Source organism: Flavobacterium sp. Sd200 (assembly GCF_009826935.1).
GTDB lineage: Bacteria > Bacteroidota > Bacteroidia > Flavobacteriales > Flavobacteriaceae > Flavobacterium.
The window spans coordinates 88,792-106,900 of sequence record NZ_WUMN01000001.1; the positions used below are offsets into that span (position 1 = coordinate 88,792).

The following is an 18,109-nucleotide window of genomic DNA, read 5'->3' on the forward strand; positions in this document are numbered from 1 at the left end:
CGGATTACAATTTATATTTTTTTACGTCAATATTGTCGGTAGAAAATATTTTTCCTTTATCGGTCACCATAATGCAGCGTAAATCGGGGAATTGCTTAAGGAGTTTCAGTCCTTCATCTTTGCCTAATACCATTATTGATGTAGAAAGGCCGTTAGCCATTTCGGCACTGGTGCCAAAAATGGTTACACTACACAACCCCGAAGCCGGATATCCGGTTTTGGGGTTTATAATGTGGGCATATCGCTTGCCGTTGAACATCACAAATTTCTCATAACTCCCCGATGTCACAACAGCACTTTCTTTTAGCGGTATTATGGCAAAAGTTTTATTTTTATCTATCGGGTTTGTAATGCCTACCGTCCAGGGTTTGCCATCAGGCTGACTGCCCCAGGTATTCATATCGCCCGATCCGTTTACAATCCCCGCGTTAATACCTTTGGCTATCATCATTTCTCTTACCCTATCAGCGGCATAGCCCTCACCTAATGCTCCAAAACCTATTTTCATACCTTCTTTTTGAAGAAAAATAGTCTGTTCTTCTTTATTAAGTATAATGTTTTGATAACCCACCTTTTCTACCGATTTTTTAATGGCTTCTTCGGTTGGCATTGCAGTCATAGATCCGTCAAACTTCCATATCCTGTCCATTGCAGCGAAACTTATATCAAACGCACCATCAGTAATTTTAGATAATTGGAGGGCTCTTTCGGCAAGATCAAATACTTCTTTATCAACCTTTACCGGTTTAATGCCTGCATTTCGGTTGACTTCCGATATTTGAGTGTCCTGTTTCCAGTCACTTATAAGGTTCTCAATTCGTGTAATTTCTGCAATAGTAGTATCTATATATGCCTCGGCACTTTCTTTGGTTTCTGCAACAATAGTAATATCAAAACGGCTGCCCATTAGTTTTACTGTGCGCTTGCGTAAGACCTGGCTTTGGCACATTAAACATAGTAATAAGAGGATTGGTAAAAACAGATTTTTCATTTATTTAAAAGTGTGCATTTAAGGCTTAAACAGGTGGGATTAACAGAGTTTATTGCACACTACAGTGGCAAAGTTATAAAATGTAGGCTTTTATGTGCTGCGATATTAAGGATTCTTATTTTTTAATATGAATGAAAATAAAAAACAAGAGGCAGACTGAATTTATCGGCCTGCCTCTTAAAGAAAGGAATATTACAATAATATGTTATTTTGCAGCGTCTTTTGCAGCTTTATTTTCGTCTCCTTTTGCTGTCATACGCTCCCATTTAAACTTAGGGGCAAACTCAAGTTTTAGAGCAGCTATCTTTCTGTTGTCTTCACCAGAAAGGCCTTCTTTTTCAACAGTATTTTTCCTGCTGTCCAAAGCTTCATACCAGGCTTTTATCTTGTCAAAATCCTGTCTTGAATAGTTGTCTTTATTAGCATTAAAAGTATCTACAAATTTTTGGTATACGCTTAAAATATTGTCTTTATTTACCCAGGCAAATTTCATGTCGTTACCCACTACGTTGCCGGGGCCAAAAAATGTGTCGGCAAGGTTTGCTGGTGCTGTTGCGGCTTCTGCTTCTGCCTTAGCTTTGGCATCTGCCTGTGCAGCAGTTTTTACACCTTCAAATTTAGATTTGGCTTCATTTATGCGCTCCTGAGATTTAGCTTCGTTCTCCAATGTGGCAAGGGCAAGTTCTGCTTCTGCGGTTCTCGCTTCATATTCGGCCTCAATAGCCTCCCAATTAGCTACCCTTTCGGCTGCATCAAGGTTGTTTACAGAGTCTACATATACAACATAATGGTCTACATTCTTTTCGGCAGTCATTTTTGCTTCATCTTTACAAGAGGTAAATATTGATGCAATAAGTGCTGCTCCTAATACTAATTTTAAATTTTTCATGGTTGTTTTGTTTTTATGTTACTTAAACCAAAGTTCGTTCGGTTTTGCTATAAATCAAAATTGAGCCGTGTTTATTATGAATAATTTAGTATCGTCTAAATAAATCTGTTAAAATTAGTAATTTGTTAACTTTTAAGGTTTTAACAGTTTGGTTTTGGTAATAGTAGGTTTTATTGGAAGTGTCAAAAACCGATATGTTATAAAAACGTTAAAGAATGTTAATATCTTTGGCACGCAAATTGGTTAGTATTTTAAAATAATAGTAGTTTTACTTTTAAAAAAATACCAAATACTTAAAATTATAACATTAAAAACACGCCTTATGAATAAAATTACCATCTTACTATTTGTTTTTGTGCTCAATACCCTTAGTGTTTTTGCACAAAGAAACCCTACAGGCAACCTTACTGTTTTTAGCGAAGACGGATCAAAATTTTTCCTTGAGCTTAATGGTATGCGCTACAACACTGTTGCGCAAACTAATGTAAGGATAGAAGAGTTGCCTAATCCTTACTATAGCTGCAAAATTGTTTTTGCCGACCCGCGTAAACCAATACTAACTAAAAAAACATTGATGCTTACTGATGTAGACGATGTTATGCAGGATGTTACCTATCGAATAAAAACAAGAAAAGGAAAAAGGACGCTTAGCTATTATTCGTCAGTACCTGCGCAGCAAAACATGATCAGACCGTCAAATTGTGCTGTATATCGATGCGGAAGGCCTGATGATATGATTATGGGAGCCGATGGTACACTATACACCCAGCAGGTAACCGTACAGCAAACCTCTACAAACGAAAGTTTTGGTGTAAATATGGGGGGTATGGGTGTTAGCGTTAATGTGCCGGGAACTACAACCACAACGACTACTACGACCACAACTACCGGAACAGGTTACGGAAACCAAAATGGAGGTTATAACCAAAACAACGGCTATAATAACGGAAATGGTTATAATAATGGTAACAATGGCGGTTATAACCAAAATAATGGCAATGGCTACAATAACGGTAACCAAAATGGCTATAATAATGGTAACGGCCATGGGAATAACAATAACAATGGCAACAATAATGGCAATGGCTATAACCAAAATAACAATAATAATAACAATAACGGAAATCCTAACAGTAATGGTGTTTGCAGGGTAGCTATGAACAATGGCGATTTTGAAGCTGCTAAAAGTGCCATTAAGGATAATAATTTTGACGATACCAGAATAAGCACAGCCAAGCAGATAATTTCGGCAAACTGCGTTTCGGCAACCCAGGTACTGGCTCTTGTGCAGCTTATTACTTTTGACGAAGGCAGGATGGACCTGGCTAAATATGCCTATACCTATTGTGTAGATAAAAACAACTACTATAAGGTAAACAGTGCTTTTACATTCGAAAGTTCTAAAACCGAGCTTAATGACTACGTTAAATTACAGCGATAGTTGTAAGAGATATGTTTATTGATAAAGCCACCTTTGGGTGGTTTTTTTGTTTATTAAATTCGGGGAAATTTATAATCTATTATCAATGCTTTTTACTTTAAAACCATCATCGCACAATCTAATATCTCACGTCTATCATCTAAAATCTATTCCCTATCTTTGCAGGCTGTAAAAGAGACCCATGAAATTTGATTTACTTACAAAAGACCCGCAAACCAAGGCCAGGGCAGGTAGTATTACTACCGATCACGGAGTTATAGAGACCCCTATATTTATGCCTGTAGGCACGGTAGGTACCGTTAAAGGTGTACACCAACGCGAGCTAAAAGAAGATATTAACCCCGATATTATATTGGGAAATACTTATCATTTATATCTGCGTCCGCAAACCGATATACTTGAAAAAGCAGGCGGACTTCACAAGTTTATAAACTGGGACAGGCCTATACTTACCGATAGCGGTGGGTATCAGGTGTACTCGCTTTCCGCTAACCGAAAAATAAAGGAAGAAGGCGTTAAGTTTAAATCGCACATAGACGGGTCGTATCATTTCTTTTCGCCGGAGAGCGTAATGGAAATACAGCGCACCATTGGTGCCGATATTATTATGGCTTTTGACGAGTGTACACCCTATCCGTGCGACTACCGTTATGCCAAAAGAAGCATGCACATGACGCACCGCTGGTTAGACCGTTGTATTGCCCATCTTGAAAAAGTACCCTATAAATATGGTTACAGCCAGGCGTTCTTTCCTATAGTACAGGGAAGCACTTATACTGATCTTAGAAAGCAGAGTGCAGAATATATTGCCAATGCCGGAGCAGTGGGTAATGCCATTGGCGGATTGAGCGTTGGAGAGCCTGCTGAAGAAATGTATGCCATGACCGATGTGGTGTGCAGCATACTACCCGAAGATAAACCACGTTACCTTATGGGGGTGGGCACGCCTATAAATATTTTAGAGAATATAGCGCTGGGTGTAGATATGTTTGACTGTGTTATGCCTACACGAAATGCACGAAACGGTATGCTGTTTACGGCTAACGGAGCAATAAATATTAAGAACAAAAAATGGGAAGCCGATTTCTCTCCCATAGATGAAATGGGTATAACCTTTGTAGATACACAATATACCAAAGCCTATTTAAGGCACCTTTTTGCTGCCAACGAATTTTTAGGCAAGCAAATTGCTACCATACATAACCTTGGTTTTTATATGTGGCTGGTGCGCGAGGCACGCAAACACATTATTGAGGGTGATTTTAGAGAGTGGAAGGAAATGATGGTGCGCAATATGAGTCAAAGATTATAGTTATAATGGTTGTTGGTTATCGGTTTGTTAGAAAGTTGCCGGTAATCAAGTAAGTTACCAACCAATAGCTTATTTAAATTGTATTAGTTTATATTAAGGTTGTTAGATACTTCTGGCAACCTGCAACTAACAACCGACAACTAATAATAGATGAAAATAATAGACTGGTACATCCTTAAGCGCTATTTAGTTACTTTTTTTGTAATGCTGCTCATGTTTATACCTATTGGTATAGTTATAGACGTGTCTGAAAAAGTAAATAAAATACTGCAAAACAAAGTGCCTTTTGCAGAGGTGGCGCTATATTATGGCAATTTTACCATTTATTTTGCCAACCTGCTTTTTCCCATATTCCTGTTTCTTTCGGTAATATGGTTTACGAGCAAGCTGGCCAATAATACCGAGATCATCGCTATATTAGGGTCAGGTATATCTTTTTTCAGGTTTTTGCGCCCTTATATTATAGGGGCAAGCATAGTATCTGTATTAGCATTGTTAATGGGGTTCTTTTTTGTGCCCAAGGCCAGCAAAGGCTTTAACGATTTTAGATACACCTATTTAAAGAATAACCCGGAGGTGCGCCAAAGTTCTGATGTTTACAAGCAGATCAGCGATAACGAGTATATTTATGTAAGCAGTTTTAGCTACAACAGTAAAACGGGTTACAACTTTAATCTTGAAACATTTAAAGATAATGTTTTGGTATCTAAAGTAAATGCCGGGTCTATCAGATATAATGAGCAGGACAGTACATATACTTTATCGGCCTATACCAAAAGAACTATTGGCCCGATGGAGGATATAATTGAGACTGCACCCACAAAAAAGTTTAAGTTTAACTTCATGCCTGACGATCTTACACCTACCGTATATGCAGCAGAGACTATGACGTTGGGTGAACTTAACCACTTTATAGAAAGTGAGAAAAACCGTGGGTCGGGTAACATAAATGCTTATTTGGTAGTGAAGTATAAAAAATACAGCATACCGGTTTCGGCATTTATATTGACTATTATTGCTGTGGCTGTATCTTCTATGAAGCGTCGCGGAGGTATGGGTATAAACCTTGCGTTGGGTATTGCCCTGGCATTTATATTTATATTTTTCGATAAAGTGTTTGGCACCATGGCCGAGAAATCAAGCTTTTCTCCGCTTATTGCCGTGTGGATTCCTAATGTTGCCTTTGGTGTACTAGCTGTAATATTGCTTCGCAATGCAAGGAGATAGCTTTAAAAATAACCTGCACCTGCACTTAATAGTTTTTGTGTGGGGCTTTACGGCTGTGCTGGGCAAGCTCATTACACTTAGTGCCTTCCCTTTAGTGTGGTTCAGGATGTGTGTAGGCATATCTATTATATTTGTTTACGGTCTCATAGTTAAAGCACCTTTTAAAATATCAGCTAAAACACTTGTGCGCTTTGCTCTTGCCGGATTGGTAATCGCATTGCACTGGTTCACTTTTTTCCAGGCCATAAAGGTTTCAAATATTTCAGTAACACTGGCATGTTTGTCGACCGGGGCGTTTTTTGCATCGTTGTTTGAAACCGTGTTTTACGGTAAAAAAATAGTTTGGTATGAGCTCTTGTTAAGCCTTTTGGTAATACTTGCGTTGTGTATTATTATATATGGCGACTTTTTTGTGGCACTGTTCTCTAAAATAGCACAGGGGCCGTTTTCTTTTTCGGTATTATCTCAGGCAATAGAAAGTACTCCCACAGGCAACGGACACTTGTTGCTGGGAATAGTGATTGCGTTGTTCTCTGCATCGCTATCGGCATTGTTTGCTATTATAAACGGAAAATTTGCTAAAGAATATAATTCAGTAACCATATCGTTCTATGAGTTGCTTGGCGGTATCTTTTTCTTTTCGCTTTACCTTTTGTTTAAAGGAGAGTTTACTGTGGGGTTCTTTACACTCAGCAGTTCAGACTGGCTTTGGTTGTTTATTTTGGGTTCTGTTTGTACAGGCTATGCCCAAATAGCGGCTGTAAAAGTCATGAAAACTATTACGCCATACACCATGATGCTTACTATAAACCTTGAACCCGTTTATGGGATTATTCTTGCATTATTGGTGTTTAGGGGCGAAGAACAAATGGGTTACACTTTCTATATAGGTGCAGCCATCATTCTCATTACTGTGATTATCAACGGGGTGTTGAAAAACAAAGCCGAAACTGCTAAGTAATTGGCAGTTTGAGTTGGCATACTTGCTGTAAAAGTTTTATCTTTGCAGCTTTCACTAAAATAAAAAATCTGCCTTTACTATGGAATATTTAGATTTTGAGCTTCCTATTAAGGAACTGGAAGAGCAGTTAGACAAGTGTACTGTTATTGGCCAGGAGTCGGATGTAGATGTATCTAACACCTGCAAACAGATAGAAAAAAAACTCGAAGAGACTAAAAAGAAAATATATAAAAATCTTACAGCCTGGCAAAGGGTTCAGCTATCAAGGCACCCAAGCCGTCCTTATACTATGGATCATGTAAAGGCTTTAACAGGAGGAACGTTCCTGGAGCTTTTTGGAGACCGCAGTTTTAAAGACGACAAAGCAATGATAGGCGGGTTGGGCAAAATAGGCGGACAGTCGTTTATGATAATTGGCCAGCAAAAAGGTTTTAATACAAAAACCAGGCAATACCGAAACTTTGGTATGGCTAACCCCGAAGGATATCGTAAAGCATTAAGGCTGATGAAAATGGCCGAAAAGTTTGGTATTCCTGTGGTTACTCTTGTAGACACTCCGGGGGCTTATCCGGGGCTGGAAGCCGAAGAGCGCGGACAGGGTGAGGCCATTGCCCGAAACATTTTTGAAATGTGCCGCCTTAAAACACCTATAATTACCGTTATAGTAGGAGAAGGAGCATCAGGTGGTGCCCTTGGAATAGGTGTGGGAGATAAAGTTTACATGCTTGAAAATACATGGTATTCTGTAATATCTCCTGAGTCTTGTTCATCTATTTTATGGCGCAGTTGGGAATACAAAGAGCAGGCAGCTGAGGCCTTAAAGCTAACGTCGTTTGACATGAAAAAACAAAACCTTATAGACGATATTATTCCTGAACCGCTTGGTGGCGCACACTACGACAGGGAAACTACGTTTAAAAGTGTTGAAGAATATATACTTAAAGCGTTTAATGAGCTAAAAGACTTATCAACACACGATCTTGTAGCGCAAAGGATGGATAAGTACAGTAAAATGGGTGAGTTTAAAGAGTAATCTTTTGATACATAGATTTTTAAAATCCCAAAGCTTTATACGCTTTGGTTTTTTTTTGGGTTGTTAACAAAATTTAAATGTTATGAACAGCGTTGTGTTACTAGTTCATAATTTATAAAGTTTATAAAAGGGGTACTTTTATTTGATGGAAAATCCACAGTACATAAATTCTGGTAAAAAAGATAAATCTAAAGTAATTGCTTTAGAGCAGGGAAAGATACAGCCGCAGGCGCTTGATCTTGAAGAAGCTGTACTTGGTGCTATGATGATAGACAAGCGCGGGGTAGACGAGGTTATTGACATCCTGCAGGCCGATGCTTTTTATAAAGATGCGCATAAACATATATTTGAGGCTATTGTACAGCTTTTTAACGATACACAGCCTATAGACCTCCTAACAGTATCGGCACAGCTTAGAAAGAACGGCAAGCTGGAACTTGCCGGGGGCGACTTTTACCTGATACAGCTTACACAAAAAATATCATCATCGGCGCATATAGAGTTTCACTCGCGCATTATTCTTCAAAAATACATTCAACGCAGCCTTATACGTATCTCTGCCGAAATTACTGAAGAGGCTTATGACGAGACAACTGATGTTTTCGACCTGTTAGATCAGGCAGAATCTAAGCTTTATGAAGTTACCCAGGGTAACATTAAACGAAGCTCTGAAACGGCACAAAGCCTTGTGATACAGGCTAAAAAACGTATTGAAGAGATTGCCGGTAAAGAAGGGATGAGTGGTATTGCTACCGGTTTTCATGAACTTGATAAACTTACCAGTGGATGGCAGCCAAGTGATTTGATTATTATTGCTGCCAGGCCGGGTATGGGTAAAACTGCCTTCGTACTTTCTATGGCGCGAAATATAGCCATAGACTTTCAGCATCCTGTAGCGTTGTTCTCTCTTGAGATGTCATCTGTACAGCTTATTACACGTTTGATATCGAGCGAAACGGGATTATCTTCAGAAAAACTACGTACAGGAAAACTTGAAAAGCATGAATGGGAGCAGCTTAGTATTAAGGTAAAAGACCTGGAAAAAGCTCCACTATATATAGATGATACACCATCACTTTCCATATTCGACCTTAGGGCAAAGGCGAGGAGGCTGTCTTCTCAATATGGTATTAAAATGATCATTATTGACTACCTTCAGCTAATGACGGCCGGAGGTGGCGGAAAGAACGGAGGTAACCGTGAACAGGAGATATCGACCATTTCCCGAAACCTGAAGGCTCTTGCAAAAGAGTTAATGGTTCCGGTTATTGCATTGTCTCAGCTTTCGCGTGCAGTAGAAACCCGTGGTTCGAGCAAGAGGCCATTACTGTCTGACCTTAGGGAATCAGGTGCGATCGAGCAGGATGCCGATATTGTATCGTTCATCTACAGGCCTGAATATTATAAAATTGAGGAGTGGGATGATGAAGAACAATCGCCAACACAGGGACAGGCCGAGTTTATTGTGGCTAAGCACCGTAACGGTGGATTGGATAACATCAGGCTTAAATTTATTGGCAGCCTTGGTAAGTTTGATAACCTTGACGACTTTGGTTCTCCGTTTGATGAGTTGCCGTCGAGCATGAACGACAACGCATCCATAACCAGAAACCTGCCATCGGCAAATGAAGCTTTTGGAAGCAATATGAACAGCCATGACGATGACGATGTTCCGTTCTAAATAAAACAAGTAAAATAACCAACATTATAAAAGAGATATATGATAAACGAGTTTATACCACAAGCTACAGAAACCGAAGTTATTAGCCAGATATTTGTTAATGGTGCAGAGATTGTTACTGTAGAAGAATAAATTTAAACGTATTGTTTCAATAAAAATCGCGATAGTTTTTTTTGCTATCGCGATTTTTTGTTTGTATATGTGGTGGCTTTTAGAATTTAAATCCTATACCTATCTGGAATACTCCATTGTTTATAGAGTTGTTGATGTTTTCTCCGTCAATGCCTCTTCTTTCTTTAAGCACATCGGTTAAGCCCTGAGTATATCTTGCAGTAGCAAATAATCCCATTGGTGTTTGGAATGTTATACCTCCGGCTACACCAAATTCAAATGTTTTGGCTTCGTCAGTATCTGTATCACCGGCATCATCATTAGGCCTGGAGTCTATTTCTTCGTTTACAAGAAAACTAAACTGTGGCCCTGCTTCTACGCTAAGACCTTCTAAAATATAAAACTTAGCCAGTACAGGAACATTAATGTAATCTAATTGGTATTCTACTTTATCTCCTCCAACACCTAAAAATTCGGGTGTGGTGTATTCAAATCCCTGACCCGAATATAAAGCCTCTACCTGTAACGAAAAGATCTCGGCTACCGGGAACTCTCCAAATACACCTGCGTGAAAGCTTGTTCTTGAATCGGGCGAATCGAAATCGCCATTTACGGTAGCAAAGTTTACACCACCCTTTACACCAAAACTTGGCGACATAGAGCTTGAGTTACTTGCGTCTTCCTGTGCGTTAGATACTGTTACAGCACCCATTAATAGTGCACTTACTGATAATAATTTAAATAGTTTCATCATTAATTTGTTTTAGTTTTGTTTTCCAAAATTATATCTTTAGCCATGGGGCTATTCTGAACAAATTCTTAATTCACATAACTTTAACCGTATGAAAAGTTGGGTTAATTACATAAATGATTACAAAAGCTATCTTAAAATAGAGAGAGGTTTGTCTGCCAATTCGGTTACCAATTATGCCTTCGACCTGCAAAAGCTTACTGATTATCTGACGGATAACAAAATTGAAATTTCTCCCATATATATAACAGAAGAAATCTTACAACAATTTATTTACAGCGTTGCAGCAAATTTGAGCCCGCGTTCCAGGGCTCGCTTAATTTCGGGCCTTAAGAGTTTTTTTAACTTTTTAGTGTTCGAAGATTACCGTAAAGACATGCCTATGGAGCTTATTGAGGTGCCAAAACTGGGTAGAAAATTACCTGATACGCTATCTACATCAGAAATTGACAGTCTTATTGGTGCTATAGACCTAGGTACTAATGAGGGCGAACGCAACAGGGCTATGCTCGAAACGCTTTACAGTTGTGGACTTCGTGTTTCTGAACTTGTATCATTGAAGCTGTCAGACCTGTTTTTTGACGAAGGCTTTATAAAAATTACGGGAAAAGGCAATAAGCAACGCTTTGTGCCCATTGGCGGCTTTACGCAAAAATATATAAACTTTTATATTACTACTGTTCGCAGAACACTAAATATAAACAAAGGGCATGAAGATACTTTATTTTTAAACCGCTGGGGCAGGGGGCTTACACGTGCCATGGTATTTACTATAATTAAACAGCTCGCAGTAAAAATTAGCCTTAATAAAACTATTAGCCCACACACATTCAGGCATTCTTTTGCCACACATTTGCTTGAAAATGGTGCCGATTTGCGTTCTATACAGCTTATGCTTGGGCATGAGTCTATTACAACTACTGAGATTTACATGCATTTAGACAGAAAATTTTTAAATGAAGTATTAAATGCTTATCATCCGCGAAAAAATTAAGCAAACTACATAATTATTGTAAAAAGCTATTTTTTTTAGCTATCTACTCTTATTTTTGTATTGCAATTGCCCCTGATTTACAATGCATACACAAGACGGCACTGAAAGTGCAGAAGCATTTTATAAAAAACTTCTTGATGAGGTACCCGGCCTCATTTTTAAAGCCATTTTTTCAGATGGTAAAATTTCTGTGGAGTATTGCAGCGAATCAGTCAATGAGTTGTTGGAAATAACTGCCGGAGAATTTAAAGATAATCCTGATATTTTTACATACCAACGTATTGTGCCAAAAGACAGGGAGCTTTTTTTAAAGAAAATGGAAGTTTCTAAAAAAAAGCAGGAGCGCTATCATCATGAGTTCAGGGTAAAGCTTCCGGAAAAAGGCCTGCGTTGGCTGCGCATTACCGGAAAACCTGAGAAAAATAACGATGGTACTGTCACATTCTATTCACGCATAAGCGACATTACCGATTATAAGTTGCAGGAGCAAAAAATGCTGCTTGCAGACGAAAGGTTTGAGTTTGCTATGAAAGCATCGTCTGAAGGCGTGTGGGATCTCAATATTGTAGACGATAAAGTTTACTTTTCTGCCCAGTTAATGAAAATACTTGGCCGGGAGGAGAAAGAGGTAACCGTACCCATATCTTTTTGGATGAGCCATATACATCCTGATGATATGGAGGCGTACCAAAATACAAGGCAAAAACACCTGAATAAAAAAACACCTTATTATGAAAGTGTTTACCGCATTGTTACAGATAGCGGAAAGTATCGTTGGGTGCTGAGCCGGGGTAAAATAATTAAATATAATGCCGAAGGAAAACCACTGAGGGCTGTAGGGACACTTAGGGATATAACCCAAATTAAAGAGAAAGAGATACAGCTTGGCAACACGCTTAATATTATTGGAGATCAAAATAACAGGCTGAGCAACTTTGCGCATATAGTGAGCCACAACCTCCGTTCGCACGCCAGTAACTTAAAAATGCTCCTGGATTTACTCAAAAATGCGGAAGAAAGCGAGCGGGAGGAAATGCTGGAACATCTTGAAGGTATTTCAGACGGATTAAGCATTACAATAAGCCATTTAAAAGAGCTTGTAGAGATACAAACCGAGGTTAAAAATGTAAAGGAAACTTTAAATTTAAGGCACTATCTTAAAAATATATTGTCTATATTACATAATGAAATCACTAAGCATGGGGTTACTATTGAGATCAACATTCCACTGGATGTTACTGTAAGTTATAATCCGGCTTATTTAGAGAGCATATTACTTAATTTTACGACAAATGCTATTAAGTACTCAAGTTCGGAGAGAAAGCCTGTTATATCGTATGATTTTGGACTGGAGAATGATGAAAAAGTGCTTTCTATTTCTGATAACGGATTAGGCATCGATTTAAAAAAACATAAAAATTCGCTTTTTGGTATGTATAAAACATTCCATAAAAACCAAAATTCCCGTGGCATAGGTTTATTTATAACCAAAAACCAGGTAGAGGCGATGGGAGGAAGGATAGAAGTTACCAGCGAAGTTAATAAGGGTACAACTTTTAAAATTTACTTTGATGAAAAAGATTAACAGCATGTATGTTATAGATGACGACAGGATATACCATTTCTTGCTTAAAAATCTTTTTAAGCAGAACGGAATAGAGATTAATTCTACCTTTTTTAATAATGGGCAGGAGGCTATTGAGGCAATGAAACTTCATAAAGATGAAAATGATTTGCCCGATCTTATTTTGCTGGATGTAAACATGCCTATAATGAACGGTTGGCAGTTTATAGAAGAATATGCCAAACTTAAAGACAGGTTCTCTAAATGCGCCATTATATATATGATAAGCTCTTCTAACGATGAAGTAGATATTAACAAGGCAAAGGGCTACGGAGATATCGTTAAAGATTATTTCTTAAAACCTATTTGCAAGGAAGACCTTGATAAGATATTTGTATCCTAAACAATTTAAATAAAGCAGGTCATAAACAACAAAGCCTTTTCGAACTAACGAAAAGGCTTTGTTGTTTATAAAGAAGTATATGAACTGATTTAAACTTTTTTCAATTGGCTGCAAAATGGTCTTTTTGCCCCATATTTTACCTGTTTTATTACTTCGTAGCGCTGCTATGCAGTGCAAAAAAGCTAAAATCTGGAACAAAAATCCCTATTTTTCGCTTCAATCAAAAAAGTTTAAATCAGTTCTATTATTTTAAACGTATTTCAAACATTTTATCCCAGTTTTTTCCGGTAACAAAAATAGTTTTTGTTTTAGGGTTGTAAGCAATACCGTTAAGCACATCTGTTTCCGGTTCTGTAGTAATTTTTGTTTTAAGGTCAGCCATATTAAGCAATCCCTCTACAGCGCCTGTAGCAGGATCTACTACCACAATAAGGTCGGTTTGATACAGGTTGGCAAATATTTTGCCGTCAATCCATTCCAGTTCATTAATATCCTTAATTTTTCGGGTGTTCGTGTACACATTTACATAATCAACCTCTTTAAGGGTTTCGGCATCTAGTTTATAAATTTTTTCCGATCCATCACTTTGGTACAGGTATTTATCATCATGTGTAAGACCCCATCCCTGAACATCCCTGAAATAAGTAAAATCTTTTTCTTTATTCAGGTTGCCCGCATTATATATAAATCCGGTTTTTTCTTTCCAGGTTAGCTGGTATAGCTTGTTGTTAAATACTGTTATTCCCTCTCCAAAATATTTGCCTTCAAGGGCAATTTGTTTGTAAGCCTCTCCGGTTTTATAGTTGTTCTTTCTTAGTGTAGACTTTTGATATTGCCCTGTACCCTCTACAAGTGTGTCTTTGTAAAATTCAAGCCCTTGTGTGTATGATGTTTTATCATGCGGATAGGTGTTCACAATTTCATAGCTAAGCAGCTTTGGCTCTATATTGCTAACCAACTCTATTCTGCTTGTAGCTTCGCTTGTCTTGCCTTCATAAAAAACTATGGCCTTAATATTTTGATAGCCAAATTTTAGGTTTTGCAAAGATGCGTCTAGTTTAGTATTGCCTTTTGTACTGCCTACTTTAGTATCGTTAAGATAATAAACAACCGAGTCTATTGCCGTGTTTTCTGCTGCGGCTATGGTCAATGGCAGTGTTTCTTCGGGTTTATACTGCCCTTTTAGGTTAGAAGCATCTATATTAAAAGAAATATTTTCGTCATTACAGGCTATTGATAGTGCGCCCAATAAAATGACAGCTAATAAGTTATGTTTTTTCATGTTTTGGTTACTAATAGTATGGCAATATACAACGCTATTTTATATTGGGCAATGGCTTGCAAAAAAACAAAAAGGTTGTATATTTGCAGCGGCAAGTCCTACACGACCAGCTCCTGCAGACTCCTCCAGGGTGGGAACACAGCAAAGGTATGTGGTTGTAGCGGTGCGATGTAGGTCGCTTGCCATTTTTTCTTCTATTTAGTGTCTCCCTTGTGGAGATTTTTTTGTTTTTAGAGGGTTCCAAATCAGTAAGACGCATTCTGTTAACATGTAAAAATTACTTCTTAATTTGTGCCTATTTATTAGTTTCAAATTTATTTATAGTTTCAGGTGTTACCGGTGTAAATAAATTGACTAAATTACCATCAGGATCACGAAATAAAAGAGAATTGTTTCCCCATGGCATTATCGTTGGTTTTTGAACAAGATAAGGCTGTAAAAAATCTGCCAGCCTTTCGTAATCTTTTTCAACATTTTCTACCATAAATTCAATAATCACGCTACGATTTTGTGCTGCCTGAGCAACTAATTCACCACCGAAAAACTGCAATGTTTTGGTGCTGCCTATAGCTAACGTGGCTGTTTTTGTTCGTACTTCGGCAAAATCCGGTGTGTATCGTACTATTGGCATTTGTGTTAATTGTTCATAAAACGTTACAAGGCGGTCTACGTTAGCTGTAATGATGCGTGCAGATACTAAATTCATTTTTTAAAGATTTAAAATTATTCAGTAAAATTAAATTTGTGTCATGACAGCTGTATGTCAGTAATGTTGAGTTTTTGTTTTTCAGAATATTTCTGAGTGTCTACTCTTTGAAAACAAGTTTTTTAATTTTTGGAATAGCAATTTTGTGTGGAGACCTTATTTTTGAATGAATTGTTAGTGTTTGTATTCAATAGGCTGACTTATTTCAGGTCTTGGCAGTAAATAAAAAAGCCCTGCATTTGCAGAGCTTTTTTGAAGTTATTATGTGATCGCGACAGGATTCGAACCTGTGACCGCCTGCTTAGAAGGCAGGTGCTCTATCCAGCTGAGCTACGCGACCATTGCTACATACAAAAGGTTTGTGTTAGCGGGTGCAAATATAGTATATAATATTAAACAATTGTGATGTCAAGCAAAAAATAATTGCATTTTACTTACATAAATGTGTTCGGCAGGGGGTGTAATGTGCCAATTGTTTTATGAAATAATGTTTTATAGCTTTGATTTATATGTGGTTAGATCTTGGTTGTTGTTTTAAATATAAAGCATAAAAAAAACCAGCATAAAGCTGGTTTCTTTTTATTATTCCTGTGGTTTGTTCAGGTTTCTTATTTGTTTGAGCTTATCTTTCCAGCTTTTCAGCTCTTCTTTATGGCGCTCAATATTTTTCTTAACCTCGTTTACAAGCGGGTTATTTCCTTTAGCGTTAGAAAAGAACTGAATATTGTTCTCTAACTGGAAGATCTCTGCCTGAATCTCGTCTATCTTACGCATTATAAAGATCTGCTCATTTTGCAGGCCGCGGCTGTCGTCGCCTTCGCTAAGCTGTTCCAGCCTGTTGCTGAATTTAGCCATATCGGCCTCTTTTTTGCTCAGGCTAAGCTTGTCGAACAAAGCATCAAGAACTTTGTTGAATTTGCCTTCAATATGTCTTCTTGCCTGTGGCACGCGTCCAAAGGTTTTCCATGTCTCTATATGCTTTTTAATGGCATCAAGATCGGTGCGGTGGTCTCCGATAAGCTCAAAGTCTTTAAGGTTGTCTAGATATTCTTTTTTCTTTTCAAACGCTTCAAGCTCTTCGCTGTTAGCTTCATTGCGTTTGGCATGCAGCCTGTCAAAATAATGATTGCATGCAGCTTTAAAATCTTTCCAAACACTGTCGCTGTATTTTCTTGGCACGTGGCCTATGGTTTTCCACTCATCCTGAATTTGTTTCATAACAGGTGTAGTAGTCTCAAAATCGTCGCTGTCTTTAAGTGCGTTGGCTTTTTCAACCAGTTCAAGCTTGCGGTTAAGGTTGGTTTGCTGGTCTTTTTTTATGTCTTTATAAAAAGAGTTCTTAACAGTATTAAAGTTGCGCACAGCCGCTTTAAAGGCTGCCCACGTGTCTTCATTTACTTCGGCAGGAACTTTACCTGCCTTAAAAAATTCGTCACGCAGTTTTTCAATACGGTCAATTTGTCCCTGCCAGCCACTGTGGGCGGTAATATTTTCTGATGCTATGGCGTTAATGCGCGCAATAATATCCTGTTTATTCTCAAGGTTCTCGTTTTCCTGCTCACGAATTTTATTTAGCAAAGCTTCGCGCTTGTCGTGCAGTTGTTTGGTAAGGTCGCTAAACTGGTTCCAAATTTCTTCTCGGTGCTCGCGAGATACCGGTCCAATTTCTTCCTTCCATATTTTGTGCAAAGCCTGTAATTCACGAAAAGCCTTATTAACGTCAGTGTCGTTTACAAGTTGCTCTGCGCGCGCAATAAGCTTTTGTTTTTGCTCAAGGTTATGTTTAAAGTCAAGATCGCGGGCTTCGCGGTCAAGGTGCAATTGGTCATAAAAGCGCTCTATGTGAAAATGGAAGTTATTAAACACGTGATTATACTTATCGCGCGGAATAGGTCCTGCGTTTTTCCAGCGCTCACGCAATTCGTTTACATGTTTAAGTCCGTCTTTAAGGCTCTCGCCACCATCGGCTACGGCTTTAAGTTCTTCCACAATGGCAAGCCTGTTTTCAAGGTTGCCTTTAAGGTCGTTCTGTACTTTTTTAAAGTGCGAATTCTTTTTGTCTCTGTACTGGTTGTAAAGACTGTCAAATTTGCCCTTTAAAGGAAAATTATATTCAAAATCAGTAGTGTCGCCATTATTCTCATGGCTGTACTCGTCTTTTTTCTCTTCTATTAAATGGTTGTATTTAGCATAAAACTCCCTACGAAGGCTCTCAACACGATTTTTTACCGAAAGTACTTTATCAGTTGCGGCAACTTTTTCAAGCTCATCCGTTAGTTGTTCCATGCTCAGGGTGCTATAATCCGGCACTTCTTCGGCATGATCCTCTTCATGGTCGGCTATATCCTCGTCTGTGGCTTCTTGGCTGTTTTCTTCGGCAGCAGTTACTTCAGCTTCAGCAACCTCTTCTGTTATTGTAACAGGCGATTGAGAAACCTCAGTTTCTTCGGCAATTTCGTTCTCCTTGCCTCCGTTTATAACTTCCTCGGGAGCAAAAGGCAACTGTCCTTCTGTTTCGCCAACGTGCGCAGAAGTTGCTTCGTCTTCACTGCCGGTTTCTTCCTGTGGAGTATAATCCTTTTGTATCGAGCCGTTTACCGGATTGATCTCTTCTCCGTCTGCATGGTGCAGGTTATCATTCTTTTCTTCTAACATTGTATTAAAATGCTTAAGGGGTTGATGTGCTTTGCTTGCCGAAAGATAGCAAAGCTGTTTTTAAATTCAAAGAAAAACATTAATTTATAGCGATTTTGATAGTTTTTT

At 38.3% G+C, this 18,109-nt stretch carries 15 protein-coding genes, 1 tRNA gene and 1 other RNA gene; 10 read left to right on the forward strand and 7 right to left on the reverse strand.

Annotated elements, in window-relative coordinates; genetic code table 11:
- Positions 1-4: 4 nt before the first annotated feature.
- Complete coding sequence (locus tag GR160_RS00370) at positions 5-949, reverse strand: FAD:protein FMN transferase (RefSeq protein ID WP_237421145.1); 945 nt, start codon at positions 947-949, stop codon at positions 5-7.
- Positions 950-1,196: 247 nt separating this feature from the next.
- Positions 1,197-1,880: a hypothetical protein gene (locus GR160_RS00375; RefSeq protein ID WP_160747855.1), complete on the reverse strand. Its 684-nt coding sequence runs from the start codon at positions 1,878-1,880 to the stop codon at positions 1,197-1,199.
- 322 nt (positions 1,881-2,202) lie between these two features.
- Between GR160_RS00375 and GR160_RS00380 the strand changes: the two genes are divergently transcribed.
- The 6 genes from GR160_RS00380 to dnaB all read left to right on the forward strand — a co-directional run bounded on the left by GR160_RS00380 (position 2,203) and on the right by dnaB (position 9,535).
- Positions 2,203-3,321 carry a DUF4476 domain-containing protein gene (locus GR160_RS00380; protein ID WP_160747856.1) on the forward strand — a complete coding sequence of 373 codons (1,119 nt, stop codon included), beginning with the start codon at positions 2,203-2,205 and terminating at the stop codon, positions 3,319-3,321.
- A gap of 181 nt (positions 3,322-3,502) precedes the next feature.
- The gene (tgt, locus tag GR160_RS00385) at positions 3,503-4,633 is read left to right on the forward strand and encodes a tRNA guanosine(34) transglycosylase Tgt (RefSeq protein ID WP_160747857.1); all 1,131 of its coding nucleotides are present in this window, start codon (positions 3,503-3,505) and stop codon (positions 4,631-4,633) included.
- Positions 4,634-4,783: 150 nt separating this feature from the next.
- Positions 4,784-5,860 (forward strand): LptF/LptG family permease, encoded by a 1,077-nt coding sequence (locus GR160_RS00390; RefSeq protein ID WP_160747858.1) that lies wholly within the window; start codon positions 4,784-4,786, stop codon positions 5,858-5,860.
- On the forward strand, positions 5,847-6,821 hold the full coding sequence (locus GR160_RS00395; protein ID WP_160747859.1) for a DMT family transporter: 975 nt from the start codon (positions 5,847-5,849) through the stop codon (positions 6,819-6,821). Before GR160_RS00390 ends, GR160_RS00395 begins: the two co-directional genes overlap by 14 nt.
- A 79-nt stretch (positions 6,822-6,900) precedes the next feature.
- Complete coding sequence (locus tag GR160_RS00400) at positions 6,901-7,854, forward strand: acetyl-CoA carboxylase carboxyltransferase subunit alpha (RefSeq protein ID WP_160747860.1); 954 nt, start codon at positions 6,901-6,903, stop codon at positions 7,852-7,854.
- A 145-nt stretch (positions 7,855-7,999) separates the two neighbouring features.
- Entirely contained in the window at positions 8,000-9,535 is a 1,536-nt protein-coding gene (gene dnaB, locus GR160_RS00405) for a replicative DNA helicase (protein WP_160747861.1), read from the forward strand.
- Positions 9,536-9,746: 211 nt separating this feature from the next.
- On the opposite strand, the gene GR160_RS00410 is transcribed toward dnaB, so the two are convergent.
- Entirely contained in the window at positions 9,747-10,400 is a 654-nt protein-coding gene (locus tag GR160_RS00410) for a porin family protein (protein WP_237421146.1), read from the reverse strand.
- A gap of 88 nt (positions 10,401-10,488) precedes the next feature.
- Between GR160_RS00410 and GR160_RS00415 the strand changes: the two genes are divergently transcribed.
- The 3 genes from GR160_RS00415 (at position 10,489) to GR160_RS00425 (ending at position 13,358) form a co-directional block, all read left to right on the forward strand.
- A complete protein-coding gene (locus GR160_RS00415; RefSeq protein ID WP_160747862.1) occupies positions 10,489-11,391 on the forward strand; it encodes a site-specific tyrosine recombinase in 903 nt (300 codons plus the stop codon).
- Positions 11,392-11,473: 82 nt separating this feature from the next.
- On the forward strand, positions 11,474-12,976 hold the full coding sequence (locus GR160_RS00420; RefSeq protein ID WP_160747863.1) for a PAS domain-containing protein: 1,503 nt from the start codon (positions 11,474-11,476) through the stop codon (positions 12,974-12,976).
- Positions 12,963-13,358, forward strand: coding sequence for a response regulator (locus GR160_RS00425; protein WP_160747864.1), 396 nt, complete (start codon positions 12,963-12,965; stop codon positions 13,356-13,358). Before GR160_RS00420 ends, GR160_RS00425 begins: the two co-directional genes overlap by 14 nt.
- Before the next feature lie 244 nt (positions 13,359-13,602).
- Here the strand turns inward: GR160_RS00425 and GR160_RS00430 are convergent, their stop codons facing one another.
- Positions 13,603-14,640, reverse strand: coding sequence for a glutaminyl-peptide cyclotransferase (locus GR160_RS00430; protein ID WP_160747865.1), 1,038 nt, complete (start codon positions 14,638-14,640; stop codon positions 13,603-13,605).
- A gap of 89 nt (positions 14,641-14,729) precedes the next feature.
- On the opposite strand from GR160_RS00430, the gene ffs reads away from it, so the two are divergent.
- Positions 14,730-14,828: signal recognition particle sRNA small type (ffs, locus tag GR160_RS00435), an RNA gene on the forward strand.
- A 107-nt stretch (positions 14,829-14,935) separates the two neighbouring features.
- Here ffs and GR160_RS00440 read toward each other — a convergent pair.
- The 3 genes from GR160_RS00440 to GR160_RS00450 form a co-directional block, all read right to left on the reverse strand.
- Positions 14,936-15,346, reverse strand: coding sequence for a VOC family protein (locus tag GR160_RS00440; protein ID WP_160747866.1), 411 nt, complete (start codon positions 15,344-15,346; stop codon positions 14,936-14,938).
- Between the two features lie 266 nt (positions 15,347-15,612).
- Positions 15,613-15,686 (reverse strand) — tRNA-Arg (locus GR160_RS00445).
- Positions 15,687-15,928: 242 nt separating this feature from the next.
- Positions 15,929-18,001 carry a DUF349 domain-containing protein gene (locus GR160_RS00450; protein WP_160747867.1) on the reverse strand — a complete coding sequence of 691 codons (2,073 nt, stop codon included), beginning with the start codon at positions 17,999-18,001 and terminating at the stop codon, positions 15,929-15,931.
- Between the last annotated feature and the right edge of the window lie 108 nt (positions 18,002-18,109).

Coding starts and splice junctions, on each gene's coding strand:
- GR160_RS00370 (WP_237421145.1), bottom strand. CDS start 949: ATGTGCCAAAGCCAGGTCTTACGCAAGCGCACAGTAAAACTAATGGGC.
- GR160_RS00375 (WP_160747855.1), bottom strand. CDS start 1,880: ATGAAAAATTTAAAATTAGTATTAGGAGCAGCACTTATTGCATCAATA.
- GR160_RS00380 (WP_160747856.1), top strand. CDS start 2,203: ATGAATAAAATTACCATCTTACTATTTGTTTTTGTGCTCAATACCCTT.
- tgt (WP_160747857.1), top strand. CDS start 3,503: ATGAAATTTGATTTACTTACAAAAGACCCGCAAACCAAGGCCAGGGCA.
- GR160_RS00390 (WP_160747858.1), top strand. CDS start 4,784: ATGAAAATAATAGACTGGTACATCCTTAAGCGCTATTTAGTTACTTTT.
- GR160_RS00395 (WP_160747859.1), top strand. CDS start 5,847: ATGCAAGGAGATAGCTTTAAAAATAACCTGCACCTGCACTTAATAGTT.
- GR160_RS00400 (WP_160747860.1), top strand. CDS start 6,901: ATGGAATATTTAGATTTTGAGCTTCCTATTAAGGAACTGGAAGAGCAG.
- dnaB (WP_160747861.1), top strand. CDS start 8,000: ATGGAAAATCCACAGTACATAAATTCTGGTAAAAAAGATAAATCTAAA.
- GR160_RS00410 (WP_237421146.1), bottom strand. CDS start 10,400: ATGATGAAACTATTTAAATTATTATCAGTAAGTGCACTATTAATGGGT.
- GR160_RS00415 (WP_160747862.1), top strand. CDS start 10,489: ATGAAAAGTTGGGTTAATTACATAAATGATTACAAAAGCTATCTTAAA.
- GR160_RS00420 (WP_160747863.1), top strand. CDS start 11,474: ATGCATACACAAGACGGCACTGAAAGTGCAGAAGCATTTTATAAAAAA.
- GR160_RS00425 (WP_160747864.1), top strand. CDS start 12,963: ATGAAAAAGATTAACAGCATGTATGTTATAGATGACGACAGGATATAC.
- GR160_RS00430 (WP_160747865.1), bottom strand. CDS start 14,640: ATGAAAAAACATAACTTATTAGCTGTCATTTTATTGGGCGCACTATCA.
- GR160_RS00440 (WP_160747866.1), bottom strand. CDS start 15,346: ATGAATTTAGTATCTGCACGCATCATTACAGCTAACGTAGACCGCCTT.
- GR160_RS00450 (WP_160747867.1), bottom strand. CDS start 18,001: ATGTTAGAAGAAAAGAATGATAACCTGCACCATGCAGACGGAGAAGAG.